This window comes from Gilliamella sp. wkB171 (assembly GCF_001693755.1).
Classification (GTDB): Bacteria; Pseudomonadota; Gammaproteobacteria; order Enterobacterales; family Orbaceae; genus Gilliamella; species Gilliamella apicola_F.
Map to the genome: position 1 here is coordinate 75,962 of NZ_LYST01000053.1, position 18,979 is coordinate 94,940.

Below are 18,979 nucleotides of genomic sequence, written 5' to 3' on the forward strand. Positions count from 1 at the left end.
TTTATTTGGTTGATTGATTAATCTGGTATAACCGGTTTACTTGCTGCGGCATAAGCATGATCTTGTGCACTTAAACCGCCAGCATTACCTTTTCCTTGATAATGATAATCAGCATCTTGACGTGATTTTATACCCATTTCCGATATCACATAATCAGGTGCAGGAGCTTTTGTCATCACTGACGAAGAGTAGCCGGTTGAATGCGTGATTGTATGATCCAATTTACTTTCATTGGTATTTTGTTCGACATCATTAAAATCAAACTGCAAATTACCTTCAGTTTGATTTGATACTGACACCGTATCATTAACCACTGCAACATGACTTGCTACTTGATCTTCTTTAATAATAATTGGTAATAATAATGAAGGTATCACCGGCACAGCAGTATTAGGTTCATCCTGAGTCAATTGACTATAATCAATCGATACGCGTCCTAAAGCTAATTCTAATGATGCCGCAGCAAACGGTAATGGCATTGGTGACTGCTTAAGTTCAGTATTTTTAACTCGTCGCTTATTACGTTGACCATTCATACGTAAATGCCTTGATGTACGTCGTTGGCGTTTAGGTTGTACATCAGCAATAACATTATTATCCGTTGGTTCAGCGGCGATAACTGGCAACAATAAAGTTGGAATAATTACTCTTTCATTGGTTATTCCACTTTCAATTTGATGTTGAGTAATTGTCTCAGTATTTTTCACGCGAACGCTTTTGGTTAATGTGCGCTGTTGTCGTCTTGGTTTAACCTCTTTTGGTTTACTTGGTGCTGTTTCGTTCGCAACTTTATCTGCTTTCGTTGCATTAACAGCCGTTGCCGAATTTGCATTGCTATTTTGTTTACTTCGACGATTATTATTTTTATTACTCGCTTCTTTTACTACAGCATCAGAAGAAGATGGCGTTGTCACTAACTCATTATTGGTGTTATTGACAGTATTATTTTGACGATTATTACGTTGACGTCTGTTATTTGAACGCTGATTATCGCGTCGTTTGGTCGGTTGAGGTTTGACTTCTGGCTGTGGCTTTTCTTTTTCACCTACAAATAATTGGCGTATTTTACCGAATAACCCACCGAAAAAGCTTCCTGAATTTTCAGCTTTTTTAGTTTCAACCTTAACTTTTGTAATAGTACTAGCTTCGACTTTAGGACCTGATAAGACCGCTTGTTCAACAACCACTTCCGTTGCTTGATCTTCTTCCTCTTCTTCAAGTTCACGAATCAATTTTGGCAGATTATAACTTAGTACATCAGTCTCTTCACCACTTCGTTTACGAATCACTTTATAAAGTGGTGTTTCCATCTCTTCATCACCGGCTATGACAATTTTCACATCGGGATGCATTCTTTCAATATTAGTGATGGCGCGACGTTTTTCATTAAGTAAGTAACTGGCAATAGGAACGGGAACAATTACATCAATCTGAACAGTATTATCCTTCATTGCCTCTTCTTGGATTAATCGCAAGATAGAAAGTGATAATGAATTATTATCACGAACCGTACCCGTCCCTTGACAACGAGGACAGATATGATGCGTGGCTTCTCGTAATGAAGGACTTAAACGTTGACGTGACATTTCAAGTAAACCAAAGCGCGAAATACGAGTGGTTTGAATCCTTGCACGGTCAGTTTTCATCGCTTCTTTTAAACGATTTTCAACTTCGCGTTGGTTACGAATCGGAGTCATATCAATAAAATCGATAACAATTAACCCACCTAAATCGCGCAAACGTAACTGACGGGCGATTTCCTCTGCGGCTTCAAGGTTAGTATTAAACGCGGTTTCTTCAATATCACTACCACGAATTGATTTGGCTGAGTTAATATCTATCGCAGTTAAAGCTTCGGTTGCATCAATAACAATCGAACCACCAGAAGGTAAGCGCACTTCTCGCTGGAATGCTGATTCAATTTGTCCTTCGATTTGGAAATGATTAAATAATGGCACATCACCATCATAAAGTTTTAACCGGCTAACATATTCTACTCGCCCTAAATCAACAAGTCGTTTTTTAGCAATCTCAAGCACTTTAGGGTTATCAATTAAGATATCACCCACATCATCACGCAAATAATCACGAAATGCTCGAGTAATAATGTCACTTTCTTTATGAATTAGGCTCGGCGCCGGATGATTTTTCGATTCGTTTTGAATCGCTGTCCAATAGTTAACTAATGCATCTAAATCTTGCTGTAACTCTTCTTGGCTTTTACCTACACCAGCAGTTCTAGCAATAACGCCCATACCTTTAGGTTTTTCAATCGCATCAATAATGCGTTTTAAATCAGCACGCTCTTCACCTTCTATTCGTCGTGAAACCCCACCTGCACGAGGATCGTTTGGCATTAAAACTAAATAACTTCCGGCTAAACTAATGTAAGTGGTGAGCGCTGCACCTTTTTTGCCGCGAATTTCTTTTTCGATTTGAATTAAAACTTCTTGGCCTTCTTGTAAATTTTTAATACTTCGACGACCAGTCACATTAGAGGGGAAATAGCTATCAGCAATCTCTTTTAGGGGTAAAAATCCATCACGTTCACCACCATAAGAAACAAAAGCAGCTTCCAAACTTGGATTAATTTTAGTAATTTTGCCTTTATAAATATTGGCCTTTTTTTGCTCATGCCCAAGACTTTCGATATCTAAATCATATAAGCGTTGGCCATCAACAAGAGCAACACGCAGCTCTTCTTGCTGGGTCGCGTTGATTAGCATTCTTTTCATTATTCTACACTCTTAATTAATCTTAATTAATTGTAGGTAGAACCTTACTATTAATAAGTGCTTATTTTCACAATGATCATTAATGGTACTTAACTAAATATTTTGATACAGTATTCATTATTTTAGTTGTGTTATTTTTGTTATTATTTTATGTGAATCCAATATCATTTACACAATATCTATACAAAATTTTAGGCATCATTAGAATTCAAAAATCTTGTATACTTTTTGAACCACTCCTAAACATATAATTCATCGATATTATTACTTTGGTTAATTTGCAAACCGCAGTGAGGTTATCAACCTTGGCTAACAAACTAAATCTTTATGTGATTGTTTAAAATAAACATATTATTTAATTATAATGATTCTACTTACGCTATTTTATTTTTGATAAATTGTAATGTCTAACGCCATTGCTGCATTACAAGGATAAAAAAATCCTGTCTTATTATTAACGTTTCAGCAAAGGATAGCAAGTAAATTAAACTTCAAATTTTATAAACAGTTAGCAATTTATTTTAAATGCTTTATAAATACTGTTGAGTCAATAGTCAAAAACTAAGCTTATCCCCAATATACTTTATACTAAAACATCATATTAACCTGAAATATTTTTACAGTTTTTTTATTCTGTGATTAATAGCTCAAAATTAAAATCAAAGTTCACTCGCTTAGTGCATATCTAAATCGATTGAGTATAATGACTGCCAAACAATGGTTAAAGAGAACACCTTAATTTATGGATAATTGTGAAAAAAATGCATTGGTCGAATTTACTTCACGTTGGATACAGCAATTTGATGACGCACCGCATAATGACGAACTCCACGCTCTGCCCTCTCCTTGTATTATAAAAACCCAAAATTTATCAGTTTATTGGCAACCTTTTTTATTACAGCCGCCTAAAAATCTAATGATTATTGAACAAGTCGTTGGTCTTAAATTACACGCAAGTGCTCATCTTTTTTATGGTAGCCAATATGCTGGCAATATGAGCGCAATATTTGACAATATTGAATTGCTCTTAATACAAGCTTGGAATGATGATGATTTTTCGATTCTGGAACAAAATTTAATTGCGCATTTAACCCAACAAAAAAAATTAAAAAGGATCCCCACTATTTTTATTGCGTCAACCAATGACAGTACCGAAATTATTGCAATAAATAATTTAACAGGTGAGGTCGTCAAAGAAGATTTGATTAGTGGTGAATTAACAACGTTAAGTCAGGATTTAACCGCTTTTTTAAATAAATTAATTGTTACTTGTTAAACAATAATTGTATACCAATGACGCATTAATTATATAGATAATATACAAAATTAACTATTATCGAAATTGTATCTTACAAAATAATGTGTATATAATGCATTGAAAGTCATTAGATCAGATAGGTGAATTATGTTTGAAAATTTAACAGCAGCTCCCGCCGATCCCATTTTAGGATTAGCAGATCTTTATAATAAAGATGAACGCACTAACAAAATTAATCTTAGCGTTGGTGTTTACAAAGATGAAACCACTAAAACACCTATTTTAGAAAGTGTAAAAAAAGCAGAACACTTTTTATTAACTGATGAAACGACCAAAAGTTATTTACCTATTGATGGTGTCAATGCTTTTAACGTAGCAACCCAAAAACTTCTGTTTGGTCGTGAAAATGAACGTGCAAGAACCGCACAAGCGCCTGGTGGCACCGGTGCATTACGAATTATGGCCGACTTTTTAGCACGTCGAACTAAAGTAAAACGAGTTTGGGTCAGTAATCCATCTTGGCCAAATCATCGCAGTGTTTTCCAAACAGCAGGTCTTGAAGTGCGTGAATATCATTACTATGACCCGCAAAACCATGGACTTAATTTTGATGCAATGATGAGTGATTTAAGCCTTGTTGCAGCTGGTGAAGCTGTGCTATTTCATGGTTGTTGTCATAATCCGACAGGCATTGATCCGACCACAGAACAATGGCAAGCCATTGCCGATTTAGCCTTAAAAAATGGTTGGTTACCACTTTTTGATCTAGCCTATCAAGGTTTTGGTCAAGGCATTGAAGAAGATGTTTACGGATTAAAGTTATTTGTCGAAAGTCAACCAGAACTACTAATTGCTAGTTCTTATTCAAAAAACTTTGGCCTGTATAACGAACGCGTTGGCGCATTTACCTTAATTGCCGCCGATAGTGAAATTGCCGATCGCGCTTTTAGCCAAGTCAAAACCATTATTCGAGCAAATTACTCAAACCCACCTGCGCATGGTGCAAAAATTGTTTCTTATATTTTAAACAATGATGAATTAAAAGAAGAATGGATAGATGAACTAACTAATATGCGACAACGTATTCACCGTATGCGTCAATTATTTGTCAAAACCTTACAAGAAAAAGGTGCTAACCAAGATTTTAGTTTCATCGCTAAACAAAATGGTATGTTCTCATTTAGTGGTTTAAGTGAAGAACAAGTACTAAAATTACGCAACGATTATGGTATTTATATTGTCAATTCTGGACGAATCAATGTTGCAGGCATGACGTTAGATAACATGTCCAGACTGTGTGAATCAATAGTTGAAGTGTTATAAAAATATTATTAGTAAAATTTTGGACGATTTAATTTCTAGTTAAACAAGTTTAATTAACGTTATTTCGTGTAAATTAAAAAAATAAAAAATTTGTTAGCTACCTGCATACTTTAAATTGTAGTTGTAAGGGCGGTATCATGATATATAGGCATTTTTTATTTAAAGCATCAAGGATTGTAAAATGATTAGTAAAGATTTGCGCTCGGTTTTAAATGCGGGTTCGCTAATTGTTGGTTTAATTAACGCAACATTTTTTTATTTTTTTATCTCTCTAATTATATTATTCGTTAATCTTTTTATTAGTTCAAATATACTAAGGGATATCGGTTATCTTTTCTTTGTGATTTTTGTCGTGACTTTCATACTTAGTATTTATATAAAACTAAAAAACTCAAATAAAATAAAATCGCTAGCAAGAAATTTAAATATGAGTTGGACGCGTGATCTTACTATAGGAAAAATAAATGCAACTTCTGTTATATATTATCCCAATAGTAAGACTTTTTATTTTGTGAATCCAGTAGCAAATATATATGCTAGCGTTCCTCATGATTTTTTCAGAAATGTTGAACTGGAAGTAACGACAAAAACGGTAGCTAAAACAGAGGGCAATAAAAATTCAGCAAAAACGCATTATAAAGAAAAAGAAAATTGTAGTTTAATACTTTTTACCAATGATTTTAATATGCCAAGAATTTCAATTCCGATAAAAAATGGTCATGATGCCAGAAACTGGAAAGCAAAATTAGAATTGCATATTGCACCATAATTCCTCGATAGGAGCTAAGTATGACAGCAATATCGTCAATTCTATTGCTGTCAAGAATCATCATCAAAAACAGTGAATCATACTATTTACCGATTCATCAAGCAGTAGCCAGAATATGATCCGCGCTAAATTATTTTAATGCAAAGATAAATAAGTATAACAAAATGAAGTTAAACATACTGAGCTAACACAAATAATTATCGATTATCCTTTAATTATATAAAGTCTAATTCTTATTTTTATTCACTTTTATAAATCCCCACTTAAGTAGTCGTCTGATAGCAAATATATAAATTGAACTGGAGTATCAACCCAAAATCCAATCAGTTCATCAATGATTGGCAATAATGGTTCCATTGAAACCAAAATGAGCTAAAACTCAATGTTTTTATTCCATTTTGTTATATCAATAGACAAACTGATTATTAGACGATGATTGAATTATTATGAATAATTATTAAACAGAGTAGAGAATAATTATTGAGGGTGATTTAGTGGCATCACACGTTATAGATTTTTTGATTTTAGGTAATAATTTTGGCACGAGTGAAATGCGTGCCATTTGGTCAGAACAACACCGTTTAGAAAAACAAGTACAAGTTGAGGTCGCCCTAGCGCAAGCACAAGGTGAACTGGGTGTGATTCCACGCGAGGTTGCCGATGCAATTATTGAAAAAGCCGATGCCTCTCAACTATCTATTGAGCAAATAGCCGATGAAGCAGCTAAAGCCAAACACTCCTTAATGTCAACCATTAATGCACTACAAAAACAAGTGGGTGAAGCGGGTCAATTTATTCATTATGGTGCAACGACCCAAGATATTGTTGATACGGCGACAGTCTTACAACTAAAACAATCATTTGCAATAATTGAACGTGACACCAAACTGATCGCGAACGAACTCAAACGGTTAGCAAAAAAATATCAATTTTTACCTATGGTTGGGCGTACTCATGGTATGCAAGCACTCCCAACAACGTTTGGCTTTAAGCTTGCAGTTTGGTTAGATGAGTTTGTTCGCCACTTACAACGGTTAAATGAGATCAAACAACGAGTATTAGTCGGTAATATCAGTGGCGCAATTTGTACCTATGCATCAATGGGTGAGCTAGGGCCAAAAATTGAACAGCACGCATTAACCTTACTCGGTCTTAATACCCCCAATATTGGCTGGCAAGCCGCTCGTGACCGTTTTTCAGAATACGCATCAGTCATCGCGTTAATCAGTGGCACACTCGGTAAAATTGGCAATGAATTTTATAATTTAATGCGTACTGAAATTAATGAGGTAGAAGAGCCTTTTTCAGACGGAAAAATTGGCTCAACCACCATGCCACATAAACGCAATCCAGCAGCATTAGAAGGTCTTGCCAGCTTAACGGCGCCATTATTAAAAAGTGTGGCGCTAATTCATGAATCGATGAAAGTTGAACATGAACGTGATGCCATGAGCTGGCGAGCTGAGTGGATCGCCCTACCTGAAATTAACCTTTATATTTCTGCACAATTACAAACAGCATTAGCTGTTTTGAAAGGTTTAAAAGTCAATGCCAAACAAATGCTCACCAATTTGTCATTACAAAATGGCTTATTACTGTCAGAGAAAGTTATGTTTGAAATCGGTAAACGGTTAGGCAAACAGACAGCACATCATTTAGTTTATCAAAATGCAATGAAGGCTTTTGAACAGCATCGCCCCTTTAAAGCGGTATTATTAGAAGATCCCAACTTGAATCAAGAATTTACCGATGCAGAACTTGAAAACTGGTTAAATCCAATTAATTACTTAGGATCATCATCTGAAAAAGTCCAACAAGTGATTGATTATGCGGATAAAAGCGGAGTGTTAATATGAATTTTCGCTTGATGACTTATGATGATATTCCTGCTTATCAAACGTTATTGCACAATGCCTATCAGGCAGTCAGTCAATTAGGCATTCATTTTGCCGCTGCGACTGTTGACCAATTTACCATTGCCGATCACATTGAATCGAATGCGGTGTATGTTTCTGAAAAAGATAGTGAGTTAGTATCAACGTTGAGTATTCGCTTTCCTTGGGGTAATAATCCTGGACCTTATGGCTTACCCCATTTAGGCTGGTTTGCAACCAATCCCCAATATAAAGGTCAAGGCTATGGCAATGCATTATGGGACTGGGTAGAAAATCAAATTTTAATAAATCAATTAAAATTACCTGCGGTTACATTAGGTACTGCACAAAATCATCCTTGGTTAGCACAAATTTATATCAATAAAGGTTATCGCCCAATTGGTCAAGCTGACTTAACACCAGACCACACTACACTTTATTTTGAAAAAATACTTAATCATAAAAATTATACTCAATGGAAATCAAGGAGTAATTAACGATGAGAACAATAAAAACGATAGTATCGACAGTATTATTCGTGTGCTTGACGCTACTAGTTGGTTGTGATGATAAAGCGACCAATCAAGCAACAGAACAAAAAGTCATTAAAGTTGGCTCAACAGGACAAAGCTATCCAAATGGATTCAAACAAGACGGCAAGTTAATTGGTTTTGATGTTGAAGTGACACAAGCGATTGCTAACGAGTTAGGCTATCAAATTGAATGGGTCATTGCTGAATTCGGTGGCTTAATGGGGCAGTTTGATTCAGGGCGATTAGATACCATTGCCAATGCTGTTGCAATAACGCCAGCCCGCCAAGCCAAATACGATTTTTCCAATGCTTACAGCTTTTATGGTAGCCAAATAGTTACACATAAAGATAATCAAACTATTAATACTCTATCTGATTTTAAGGGTAAAACTATTGCTGGCGTGCTAGGTTCAAATCACATTAACAATTTGAAAAAAGCATTCCCAAATAATGAAGTCACAATTAAAACTTACGAAACAAGAGATGGCGCAATGTATGACACTGAATACCAGCGTGTTGACGGTTATGTAAATTCTAAACCTATTTTACTTGCTGAAATCAAACGAAAAAATTTACCGTTTAAATTAGTCGGTGAACCAATAACTATCGAACAAGTAGCGTTTCCATTTAGTAAAGATGAAAAAGGTAAAGCACTACGTGAAAAATTTAATCAAGCTTTAGAAAAGTTACGTGCAAATGGTACATTGAAAAATCTATCAATTAAATATTTTGGCGAAGATATTACCTCATGAATTTTAACATAGACTATTTTTTAAGTGTGTTCCCGCAGATTTTACCTTATTTGCCGGTGACACTCTTTATTTCTATCGTGTCGATTATTTTCGCCATTGTTTTAGGACTAGCTATCGCACTGGTAAGAAACAATAACATTGTTATTGTCGATTCGATTTTTTCGCTGTTTATTTCTTTATTTCGAGGGATCCCTTCAGTTGTTTTACTATTTATTATCTATTACGGATTGCCACAAATTTTTCCAGTATTAAAACAGATGGGTGCAACTACAGCGGACATTATCTGCTTTAGTCTAAAATATTCAGCCTATTTAGCCGAAATTTTTCGGGCAGGATTAGCATCGGTCGATATTGGTCAAAAAGAGGCTGGACTTACATCAGGTTTAAGTATTTTTCAAGTTTATCGAGGCATAATATTGCCACAAGCTATGATCAACGCACTGCCAAATACTGGTAATATGTTTATCTCATTACTTAAAGATTCATCCGTGGCTTTTTTTGTTGGTGTGCAAGAATTACTTGCCGCAGGGAAGATGTTAACGGCAAACTCTTTTCTTTATTTTGAAACCTACTTAGCGGTGGGTATTGTCTATTGGCTAACTGTTGTTGCTTATTCTTGGATACAAAAACAGTTAGAACGTAAACTCACCAAGCCTTATCATCGTTAAGGAGCAAAGGAATGATTTCTGTATCTCATTTATCTAAACGGTTTGCTGATAATGAAGTGCTAAAAGATATTAACTTGCAGGTAAAACAAGGCGAAGTTGTCGCTATTATTGGTCCTTCTGGTTCAGGAAAATCAACATTATTACGTTGTTTGAATTTACTGGAAAAACCTAATACAGGTACAATTCGTATCGGTGAGGTTGTTCTTAATTGTAATCAGTACAGCCATAAAGATGAGAACAATTTACGTAAACAATCTTCCATGGTATTTCAACACTATAATTTATTTAAAAATAAAACAGCGTTAGAAAATATTACCTACCCACTTAGAGTGGGTAAAAAAATGAATAAATATCAGGCTAAAGAGCTTGGCATATCACTATTAACCCATGTAGGCATGCTCGAATATGCAAATCAGTACCCAAGTACTTTATCCGGAGGTCAACAACAGCGGGTTGCCATTGCTCGAGCATTAGCGGTGAGGCCCAAAGTGCTATTATTCGATGAACCTACATCAGCGCTCGATCCTGAGCGGGTACACGAAGTATTACAAGTCATGTTACAACTTGCTAAAGAAAACATTACAATGATCATTGTCACTCACGAAATGGAATTCGCCAAATATGTTGCTGATCGTATCATTTTTATGGCTAATGGTATCATTATAGAAGAAGGTGTGGCTAAATCTGTTATCGATAATCCACAACATGCACTCACGCAACGCTTCTTGCGTCAATTAAGCGACGATATTAATTTCGAAATTTAGTGAATACCTTGTTCATTCAATAAAAGTAAGAAATCATTCTATCGCTTAGAGGTTTAAAGCGTTAACCAATGTCGTTTAACAAATTGGTCAACGCTTAGTCCTGTAGCCAATTGATAGATATCTTTCACTAAATTATCGGCTTGTTGTTCGTTTCCTACTGCTTTTTTTAATTTTAACTGCATCTCAAGCTTGGTATAAGGATTGTTTGGGGAACCTTTAGGGTTATCAATCCGCTGACAAATTGTATTTCCAGAATTAAAATGAATCTCTACCACAACATAGCGTCCAGTATAAGCTTCTGGTTGTGCGGTAACATCAATCTGACAACTATCTTGAATTTGATAAGTACGTTGCATTTTTTGCATCAATTTATGAATATTCTCTGGTATGCGATTTGAGGAAAATTGGTCAAAATCAAGAGGGATCCCCAATAGCGTTAACGCTAAAATATATTCAGCAGAAAATCGCCCCTGTTCCGCTAGGGTTGGTGATGAATAAATTAGCGCAGCATCACTGTTGGGTGGTGCAAAAAAAATTGTGATATGAGTAATATCATGACAATTAAATTTTGGATGCTGAAACAGTAATTGTCCCGCATCGGCTATATATGCAGCCGCAGAGCAGTAAGAATAAGTCTTAAACCATAATCCAGGGTTAGCAATCTTCCAACTTTTGCCCCATTGATTTAAACTAAAATTACCATTACCTTGCCCATAAACCGCTAGAAACCCTAACTTTTCATCGAGAAAATCTTTATCAGCCGATATACCAATGCTTAACCATTCAATAGACTGGATCGCCTGTTGAGCCGCTAGCCCTGCATGTAAAAATTTAATCGGCGTGCCCATGAGTAAGCGCATTCCTGACGCTTGGGTTGCCGCTAACGCTAATGCTTGAGATAAAAAAGGCATATCATATAAATAACAAATTGCTGCCGTTGCCGCCATTGCCCCGAGCGTAATAGTTGTATGCCAACCTTTTTCATAATGCTGTGGATTGACGCTTTTACCTAATAAAGCCATAACTTCAACGCCAATAATATACGCCGTTAAAAACCGTTGTCCATTCAGATCAATCGCATTTCGGTTGTCTAACCGAATACTGGCAAACAGTGCCGATAAAATAACAGCCGAAGGATGTCCTCGCACATCAGCATGCACATCATCATAATCTAAACAGTGCGCTTGATAGCCATTAAATAAGGCAGCTTGGCGTGCTGTTGCCAATTTTTTTTGCCCAACAAGCCAAGATCGGGCATGTCCACCTTCATCCGCTATCCACGCCAAAAGCTTTTGTGCATCACTATCATCATGCGCTTGTAAACTACACGCAAAATAATCAATCACACCATTAATCGCACACTCAATTGTGTGAGGATCAGTAATTAACGGTGTATTTTTTATTAAACAACTTAACTGTTTGCCTAAATTCATTCGCTGCTCATTGAAACGGTTTGATTCACCTACTGATTAAAATAACCGATAATAAGTAATAAATTAAAGATTATAAAATTATATTTTTATAACTAAAAATCATTAGATTATACAGTTGTATTAATATAGGCTTTCTTGACTAAAATTTTATATGTTAAACTAAATCACCTTTGAGTTATCTATATCAGAAACTAGCAAGTTTTATTATGTCAATTTGTTATATCGCCTTAGGAAGTAATTTACAAGATCCCCTTGCGCAAGCAAAACAGGCTATTGCAGCTTTAAAACAATTACCCGATACTGATGTCGTTGATGTTTCACCTTTTTACCGGAGTAAACCGCTAGGTCCTCAGGATCAAAATGATTATCTTAATGCCGTAATTAAGTTATCAACGTCCTTATCACCCATTGAATTGTTGGATCACTTACAATCGATTGAACAATCACAAGGGCGCGTTCGCAAAGAGAATCGTTGGGGAGCAAGAACGTTAGATCTTGATATATTGTTGTATGATGAGTTAATCATGAACACTGAACGATTAACTATTCCACATTACCATATGAAAAAAAGAGAATTTGTTCTTTATCCCTTATTTGATATCGCTCCAGACTTAGTCTTACCTGATAACGATAACTTGTATGACTTAGTCAAGAAATGTCCCGAAAATGGATTAAAAAAGTGGGATAATTAATTATCTTGATTAATAACATAGAGTTGTCACATTTTATTTCGATTTAAGCAAAAAAATATTAAAAAAAATTTGCCAACGGCTAATTTATTGCTATAGTTTACCGCTTGCAAATAATCTGTACTTAAGGGGATTGCTGTGAAAAAGGAACAAAAAGTAAATACATCTTCTCTAAGCCTGCTTTCAATTGCGGGACTTGAGCCTTATAAAGAGGCTAAAGACGAGGAGTATATGAATCCTAAGCAATTGAAGCATTTCAAACTCATCTTAGAAGCGTGGCTTGCTCAATTACAAGGTGAAATGGGAAAAACTGTTTCACACATGCAAGATGAAGCTGCAAATTTTCCAGATCCAGCCGACCGAGCAACTCAAGAAGAAGAATTTAGCTTAGAATTACGCGCTCGGGATAGAGAACGAAAACTGATCAAGAAGATTGAGAAAACATTAAAGAAAATCGAAACTGATGATTTTGGTTATTGTGAATCTTGTGGCGTAGAAATTGGCATTCGTCGCTTAGAAGCAAGACCTACGGCTGATTTATGTATCGATTGTAAAACACTTGCTGAACTTCGCGAAAAACAGATGGGTATGTAATACCTATTTGTTCACACATTCACATATTTAACAAATATGTCTAAGCGCTATATTGGTCGCTTTGCACCGTCACCATCGGGACCTTTACATTTTGGTTCGTTGGTGACCGCCTTAGGAAGCTATTTACAAGCAAAATCAAAGCATGGTAAGTGGCTCGTTCGAATAGAAGATATCGATCCGCCAAGAGAAGTAAAAGGTGCATCATCCTTAATATTAAAAACGTTAGAGGCACTCAACTTATATTGGGATGACCACGTCCTTTATCAGTCCGCATGTAGTGAACGCTATCGAGCTACATTAAACCAGTTACTACAAAATCAACAAGCCTACTATTGTAATTGCACAAGACAACGAATACAGCTATTACCTAACGGATTTTATGATGGTTTTTGCCGCCAACAACATTTAACACTAAAAGATGATCAACCATATGCAATACGTTTAAAGCAAAATCACCCTATTTTTGAGTTCACTGATAAAATTCTAGGTTTACAAAAAATTGCAGCAATAAATGCGAATGAAGATTTCATTATTCATCGCAAAGATGGTTTATTTGCTTATAATTTAGTAGTGGTACTCGATGACCATCAACAAGGCATCACCGAAATTGTACGCGGCGCAGATTTATTGCCCGTTACCGGTAAACAAATATCACTTTATCAACTTTTTGGTTTTAACGTTCTCAGCTACTGCCACCTGCCTTTAGTGCTGGATAATAATGGCAATAAATTATCTAAACAAAATCACGCTAAAGCCATTGAACTTAGCAATATTCAATCAATCACTGCGCAAGCATTACAATTTTTAGGTCAACCCCTACCGCGTGATTGGCAAGATGCAACTCAGCAACAGCTACTTGATTGGGCAATCAGCCATTGGAATCTCGCATTAATACCGAAACAAAATAAGCCATTATCCACCGATATAAGATAAATTTGGCGTAATACCAACTTTATGTTGGTGTAATAGATGTTTTTCAGGTTTTATCATTAACGAGGCTAAAATTCGTGCTTTCAATTGTGCTTTTTGTTCAGAACTAACCAGTAAATCACGCAAATCTACCGCAGCATCACCAAATAAACAATAATGCAGTTTACCTATTGAAGAGACCCTTAAGCGATTACAACTTTTACAAAAATCTTTTGAATAAGGCATAATCAAACCAATTTTACCTAAGTATTGGGGGTGATAATAAACTTTAGCTGGACCAGATAAAGCTTGTTTAGGTTGTAATTGCCAACCTTGTTCAATGAGCTGTAATTCCATGGAGTGACCCGCTAAATGATAACGATTAAAAAGGTCTTGGCTTTCACCGGTTTCCATAAGTTCAATAAAGCGTAACTCTATCGGACGGTACTTTATCCAAGCTAAATAATCGTTCAATTTATCATTCATATTTTTCATTAATACAGTATTAATTTTAACTTTTTTAATACCTACTTCTAATGATTTTTCCACCCCTTGCAATAGTTCTTTAAGTTTATCTTGGCCTGTAATTAATTTAAATAAATGGGGAGAAAAACTATCAATACTAATATTAATCGAACTCAGTCCAGCTTGATGCCAATGATGCACATTTTTCAATAAACGTGAACCATTAGTTGTCACCGCCACATCGCGAACACTAGGATAAGAGGAAATCATTGATAAAATATCGATAAAATCTCGACGTAAGGTCGGCTCTCCACCGGTTAATCGAATTTTATGCACACCAAGTTCAGTAAAGGTCGATACAATATTATCGATCTCATTAAGCGTTAAGAAGTGATGATCTTTATTAGGGCGATAACCATTGGGTAAACAGTATTGACACTGAAAATTACACAGCTCGGTAATCGACAAGCGTAGATACTGAAATCGACGCTGATAATTATCCATTAATTGCATATATAACAAACACCTTATCCAAATCGGGAAGCATAGCCATTTCTGCGCTATACCGCGGCTAAGTTACCATATGAAACTAAAAATTCACTTAGGTAAAATAGCTTCAGAGTTTGTTTTAGTCTAGCATAGACTCGATTTTTTGACCATGAACAATTAATCAATATCAACATAATAAATAACAATTTAGGACTTAAATTATTGATTCAAGTTTGTCATTGCCATTTTAAGTATTGATAACTGTAATGTAATTTGGAATAGATGGAGCATGGCGATAAAGATAAACCCACCGCATATCATCTTTATGAAGTTTTAGATAGTGCTTAACTAATTTATCAATTTCAGTATCGTCAGCTGATTGTTGATTTTTATATTGATCAATAAATTCTTGCACAATATCTTCACCCTCGGTTAAAGGACCTTGATATGCTACCAAATAATCTTGACTTAACTGCTCTAATTTATTAAAGAAAAGATAATGCTCTTTTTCGATATCAAACTGTTTAGGATTGTTATAACCTAAAGTGGTAAAAATCCTGTCTGCTATAGCAGACCCTGCATTTATTTCCTTTTTTAAGCCATAAAATATTTTTAAAGGAATAAGTAACATTGCACCAAAAAAAACGAGTAACAACGGCACCCATGAACTTTTTAAATAGGCTTGTATCACGCCAAAAATGCCGCTTAAAATAGCTATTAGTCCAATTACCTTTACAATTAGCGGTGTATGAATGCTAGGTTCATTAAGTTTCGCTTCTGTTCCCTCTGTGGCATAAGGATGTAACCATAGTAGATGATCAATGGGGCGACGTAGCGCGTAGGCAAAATAAGTCCCACCTGCAATTTGATCAACGACAACTTCAACATAGTCACCTTCAGCAAAAGCTACTCGACAACATACCCCTTCAATTATATTATTGCCTAATTTAAAACGAAAATATTGTTCAATATCGGAGGTCGGACAATCTAATTCATTCCTTGTAGCGTACATAGCTAATCGTTTATTTGCCGTAAAAACTAAGCTTAAATGTCCAATCATGTATAGATTAAGGTCAGAACAACCAGCTAATTTCCGAGCATGAGTAAAACTCTCTACTGTATCGTATACCTCAAGATTGGTTATATGACCGGTGATTATTTGAAAACATTCACTATTTGTTGTTAAACTCGATTGCATATCAGTGCCTTTTTTATCTAATTTATCCATGGTTACTAATCAATAATTTTAAGCCAATTGGGTAATATCGGTGTTGTGCAATAGTAATTGTATCCACCTTTGAACTGTTGTAATTTTTTAAACTGAGGTGTTTGTGGATCATTAAATAGTTCAGAAGCGCCAGCACGATGTAATTTTTTAAAGTGTTCTGTTTCTTTATTAACACTATGCTTCCAAACCTCAGAATAACCAAAACAGGTTAAAATCTGATTACAAAAAAATGTATATCCGCCACCGGCAGCATAAAAAAAGAAAACTGTTGAAATAATCAAACCATAAAAACTAAATTTGAAAACATTAAGATAATAATCTAATGATTCACCACAAAAAATGCCGATGATTGAGACCATAATGCAGATTATAACAACAAAAAATGTCAACAAAATAAAGTTTACTTTCACGCATTCAAATGCAGTTTCCTCCATAAAACTAGGAAAAATTAACGCATGTTGCTCGGGAATTCGAACTGCATAACATTCATAAACATCATCATCCCGCGTTGGTTTTACAAGCATTTCAACATAATCACCATCATTAAAACCGACTTGTTTAAGTCGCCCTTCAACTTGATGACTGCCAACATAACAATTAAAGTATTTTCCTTTTAAAAACGGACGCCAATTAAATAAATAGCAAAAAAAGGCGAATATAGATGAAGCGAGTATCAATCCTTTTTCATCAATTTCTCCCTTTCTCAATTTACTTACAGTGCCTTTAAGTAAACAAAAATCATTTTTCATAATTGTCACATTTCCTTATGGCTTAATCTATGTAATTGATAATTTAATCATCATAGTATAAAAATCTAATTTATATCAATATTACTTATACCTTTTAGGATAAATCAATTTATTAGAATATTATATTATTCTTAACTTTACTTATTAAAAGTTCTGGTTGAATATATAATGATTTTTTGTCGATAAAACCGTCAAATGGAGGTGGTAATGATTACCCATATTAGCCCATTAGGATCAATGGATTTGCTTGCACAAGCTGAAGTTGATATGTTAAAAAAATCTGCTAATAGTGAGCTTTATCAATTATTTAGAAATTGTTCTTTAGCAACCCTTAACGCGGGTAGTAAAACCGATAGTACCAAAGAGTTATTAGATAGATTTAAATCGTTCGAAATTAATGTAATTAGTAAAGAACGCGGGGTGAAATTAGAGTTGATTGATGCACCCGAAAGCGCTTTTGTCGATAAACGAATGATTCGTTCTATTCAAGCCAATCTTTTTGCTGTACTGCGCGATATTCTCTTTTTAAATAGCCAAATCAGTGCCGTTAAACAATTAGTTTCTAATGTTAAATTGGATAGAGATCACTCATTTTATATAACCAATCTGGTTTTCTCTATTTTACGTAATGCTAACGCATTGCATGTCGGCGAAGAGCCCAATCTGGTTGTTTGTTGGGGTGGCCATTCAATTAACGAAAGTGAATATTACTATGCCAGACAAGTAGGAATGCAACTTGGTTTGCGTGAGCTTAATATCTGCACTGGCTGTGGACCAGGCATTATGGAAGCGCCAATGAAAGGGGCTGCTGTTGGTCATGCTCAACAACGTTATAAAGACAGCCGTTTTATCGGTCTAACCGAACCATCAATTATCGCGGCAGAACCGCCAAATGCGTTAGTTAACGAACTCATTATCATGCCGGATATTGAAAAACGACTCGAAGCCTTTGTACGTATTGCTCACGGTATTATTATTTTTCCAGGTGGGCCTGGCACCGCTGAAGAATTGCTTTATATTTTAGGTATTATGCTAAATCCTGAAAATAAACATCAAGCACTTCCTCTTATTTTAACCGGTCCCAAAGAGTGTGAAGACTACTTTGCTGCGATTGATAGTTTTATTCGCAATACCTTAGGTGATGAAGCGACTAAACTTTATCAAATTGTCATTGATTCGCCAGAACAAGTGGCTCGTATAATGAAGGAAGGGGTAAAACAAGTGAAAGCTTCGCGTTTAGCCACTGGCGATGCTTACGGTTTTAACTGGCTATTAAAAATAGATGAATCGTTACAACACCCATTTGAACCAATACACGAAAACATGGCTTCACTCAATTTACATAAAGATCAGCCAGTTGAATTATTAGCTGCTGATTTGCGCCGAGCGTTTTCTGGTATTGTTGCAGGTAATGTTAAAGAGTTTGGTATGAAACAGATTGCCGAGCATGGTCCCTATAAATTGCAAGGCGATAAAGAGATCATGACGCAACTTGATAATTTACTGCGTAGTTTTGTTAAACAAGACCGTATGAAGTTACCTGGTGGTACTGCTTATAAACCTTGTTACGAAATCTGTTATTAACTGAGCCAATAAAAGTAAAAAAACATAATTTGTAGGTCACTTTAACGTTCAAAAAGAGTAATCATTACAACTGGGGAATTAGCTGTTGACGTTAAAGTGACTAATTGATTAGCTCGATAATTGCTTATTAATAATCAATAAGCCTACCAACAACTATAGATTG

Annotated in this window: 17 protein-coding genes and 1 riboswitch; of the genes, 12 read left to right on the top strand and 5 right to left on the bottom strand. The window is 35.4% G+C overall.

What is annotated here, in order from left to right:
* Nucleotides 1-17 precede the first annotated feature (17 nt).
* Nucleotides 18-2,735, bottom strand: coding sequence for a ribonuclease E (rne, locus tag A9G03_RS10935; protein WP_065799222.1), 2,718 nt, complete (start codon nt 2,733-2,735; stop codon nt 18-20).
* A gap of 742 nt (nt 2,736-3,477) precedes the next feature.
* On the opposite strand from rne, the gene syd reads away from it, so the two are divergent.
* The 8 genes from syd (at nt 3,478) to A9G03_RS10975 (ending at nt 10,676) form a co-directional block, all read left to right on the top strand.
* Nucleotides 3,478-4,011: a SecY-interacting protein gene (gene syd, locus A9G03_RS10940; protein ID WP_065799223.1), complete on the top strand. Its 534-nt coding sequence runs from the start codon at nt 3,478-3,480 to the stop codon at nt 4,009-4,011.
* Nucleotides 4,012-4,140: 129 nt separating this feature from the next.
* Complete coding sequence (locus A9G03_RS10945; RefSeq protein ID WP_065634085.1) at nt 4,141-5,316, top strand: amino acid aminotransferase; 1,176 nt, start codon at nt 4,141-4,143, stop codon at nt 5,314-5,316.
* 181 nt (nt 5,317-5,497) lie between these two features.
* Nucleotides 5,498-6,085, top strand: a complete 588-nt coding sequence (locus A9G03_RS10950) for a hypothetical protein (RefSeq protein ID WP_065634084.1) — start codon at nt 5,498-5,500, stop codon at nt 6,083-6,085.
* Between the two features lie 494 nt (nt 6,086-6,579).
* Entirely contained in the window at nt 6,580-7,941 is a 1,362-nt protein-coding gene (purB, locus tag A9G03_RS10955; protein ID WP_065799224.1) for an adenylosuccinate lyase, read from the top strand.
* Nucleotides 7,938-8,456 carry a GNAT family N-acetyltransferase gene (locus A9G03_RS10960; RefSeq protein WP_065799225.1) on the top strand — a complete coding sequence of 173 codons (519 nt, stop codon included), beginning with the start codon at nt 7,938-7,940 and terminating at the stop codon, nt 8,454-8,456. The genes purB and A9G03_RS10960 overlap by 4 nt, the downstream gene beginning before the upstream one ends.
* A 2-nt stretch (nt 8,457-8,458) precedes the next feature.
* Nucleotides 8,459-9,244, top strand: a complete 786-nt coding sequence (locus tag A9G03_RS10965; RefSeq protein WP_065799226.1) for an amino acid ABC transporter substrate-binding protein — start codon at nt 8,459-8,461, stop codon at nt 9,242-9,244.
* Nucleotides 9,241-9,912 carry an amino acid ABC transporter permease gene (locus tag A9G03_RS10970; RefSeq protein ID WP_065799227.1) on the top strand — a complete coding sequence of 224 codons (672 nt, stop codon included), beginning with the start codon at nt 9,241-9,243 and terminating at the stop codon, nt 9,910-9,912. The genes A9G03_RS10965 and A9G03_RS10970 overlap by 4 nt, the downstream gene beginning before the upstream one ends.
* 11 nt (nt 9,913-9,923) lie before the next feature.
* On the top strand, nt 9,924-10,676 hold the full coding sequence (locus A9G03_RS10975) for an amino acid ABC transporter ATP-binding protein (protein ID WP_065799228.1): 753 nt from the start codon (nt 9,924-9,926) through the stop codon (nt 10,674-10,676).
* A 53-nt stretch (nt 10,677-10,729) separates the two neighbouring features.
* On the opposite strand, the gene A9G03_RS10980 is transcribed toward A9G03_RS10975, so the two are convergent.
* Complete coding sequence (locus tag A9G03_RS10980; protein WP_065799229.1) at nt 10,730-12,109, bottom strand: MmgE/PrpD family protein; 1,380 nt, start codon at nt 12,107-12,109, stop codon at nt 10,730-10,732.
* Between the two features lie 206 nt (nt 12,110-12,315).
* Here A9G03_RS10980 and folK point away from each other — a divergent pair, with 206 nt between their 5' ends.
* From folK to gluQRS, 3 genes are all read left to right on the top strand, one after another.
* Nucleotides 12,316-12,801: a 2-amino-4-hydroxy-6-hydroxymethyldihydropteridine diphosphokinase gene (folK, locus tag A9G03_RS10985; protein WP_065634077.1), complete on the top strand. Its 486-nt coding sequence runs from the start codon at nt 12,316-12,318 to the stop codon at nt 12,799-12,801.
* Between the two features lie 135 nt (nt 12,802-12,936).
* Nucleotides 12,937-13,392 carry an RNA polymerase-binding protein DksA gene (gene dksA, locus A9G03_RS10990; RefSeq protein WP_065634076.1) on the top strand — a complete coding sequence of 152 codons (456 nt, stop codon included), beginning with the start codon at nt 12,937-12,939 and terminating at the stop codon, nt 13,390-13,392.
* A gap of 36 nt (nt 13,393-13,428) precedes the next feature.
* Nucleotides 13,429-14,325 carry a tRNA glutamyl-Q(34) synthetase GluQRS gene (gene gluQRS / locus A9G03_RS10995; RefSeq protein ID WP_065799230.1) on the top strand — a complete coding sequence of 299 codons (897 nt, stop codon included), beginning with the start codon at nt 13,429-13,431 and terminating at the stop codon, nt 14,323-14,325.
* On the opposite strand, the gene moaA is transcribed toward gluQRS, so the two are convergent.
* The 3 genes from moaA to A9G03_RS11010 all read right to left on the bottom strand — a co-directional run bounded on the left by moaA (nt 14,305) and on the right by A9G03_RS11010 (nt 17,232).
* Nucleotides 14,305-15,279 carry a GTP 3',8-cyclase MoaA gene (gene moaA / locus A9G03_RS11000; RefSeq protein ID WP_065634074.1) on the bottom strand — a complete coding sequence of 325 codons (975 nt, stop codon included), beginning with the start codon at nt 15,277-15,279 and terminating at the stop codon, nt 14,305-14,307. The genes gluQRS and moaA overlap by 21 nt on opposite strands.
* Nucleotides 15,275-15,399, bottom strand: a riboswitch (molybdenum cofactor riboswitch). (Overlaps the previous gene by 5 nt.)
* A 103-nt stretch (nt 15,400-15,502) precedes the next feature.
* Nucleotides 15,503-16,483, bottom strand: a complete 981-nt coding sequence (locus A9G03_RS11005) for a hypothetical protein (RefSeq protein WP_065799231.1) — start codon at nt 16,481-16,483, stop codon at nt 15,503-15,505.
* 5 nt (nt 16,484-16,488) lie between these two features.
* Nucleotides 16,489-17,232 (bottom strand): hypothetical protein, encoded by a 744-nt coding sequence (locus tag A9G03_RS11010; protein WP_065799232.1) that lies wholly within the window; start codon nt 17,230-17,232, stop codon nt 16,489-16,491.
* A gap of 207 nt (nt 17,233-17,439) precedes the next feature.
* Between A9G03_RS11010 and ppnN the strand changes: the two genes are divergently transcribed.
* Nucleotides 17,440-18,816, top strand: coding sequence for a nucleotide 5'-monophosphate nucleosidase PpnN (ppnN, locus tag A9G03_RS11015; protein ID WP_065634073.1), 1,377 nt, complete (start codon nt 17,440-17,442; stop codon nt 18,814-18,816).
* Nucleotides 18,817-18,979 lie beyond the last annotated feature (163 nt).

Bases quoted from the DNA above. Each gene is read 5' to 3' on its own strand.
- rne (WP_065799222.1), bottom strand. From the start codon at position 2,735: ATGAAAAGAATGCTAATCAACGCGACCCAGCAAGAAGAGCTGCGTGTT.
- syd (WP_065799223.1), top strand. From the start codon at position 3,478: ATGGATAATTGTGAAAAAAATGCATTGGTCGAATTTACTTCACGTTGG.
- A9G03_RS10945 (WP_065634085.1), top strand. From the start codon at position 4,141: ATGTTTGAAAATTTAACAGCAGCTCCCGCCGATCCCATTTTAGGATTA.
- A9G03_RS10950 (WP_065634084.1), top strand. From the start codon at position 5,498: ATGATTAGTAAAGATTTGCGCTCGGTTTTAAATGCGGGTTCGCTAATT.
- A9G03_RS10960 (WP_065799225.1), top strand. From the start codon at position 7,938: ATGAATTTTCGCTTGATGACTTATGATGATATTCCTGCTTATCAAACG.
- A9G03_RS10965 (WP_065799226.1), top strand. From the start codon at position 8,459: ATGAGAACAATAAAAACGATAGTATCGACAGTATTATTCGTGTGCTTG.
- A9G03_RS10970 (WP_065799227.1), top strand. From the start codon at position 9,241: ATGAATTTTAACATAGACTATTTTTTAAGTGTGTTCCCGCAGATTTTA.
- A9G03_RS10975 (WP_065799228.1), top strand. From the start codon at position 9,924: ATGATTTCTGTATCTCATTTATCTAAACGGTTTGCTGATAATGAAGTG.
- A9G03_RS10980 (WP_065799229.1), bottom strand. From the start codon at position 12,109: ATGAATTTAGGCAAACAGTTAAGTTGTTTAATAAAAAATACACCGTTA.
- folK (WP_065634077.1), top strand. From the start codon at position 12,316: ATGTCAATTTGTTATATCGCCTTAGGAAGTAATTTACAAGATCCCCTT.
- gluQRS (WP_065799230.1), top strand. From the start codon at position 13,429: ATGTCTAAGCGCTATATTGGTCGCTTTGCACCGTCACCATCGGGACCT.
- moaA (WP_065634074.1), bottom strand. From the start codon at position 15,279: ATGCAATTAATGGATAATTATCAGCGTCGATTTCAGTATCTACGCTTG.
- A9G03_RS11005 (WP_065799231.1), bottom strand. From the start codon at position 16,483: ATGGATAAATTAGATAAAAAAGGCACTGATATGCAATCGAGTTTAACA.
- A9G03_RS11010 (WP_065799232.1), bottom strand. From the start codon at position 17,232: ATGAAAAATGATTTTTGTTTACTTAAAGGCACTGTAAGTAAATTGAGA.
- ppnN (WP_065634073.1), top strand. From the start codon at position 17,440: ATGATTACCCATATTAGCCCATTAGGATCAATGGATTTGCTTGCACAA.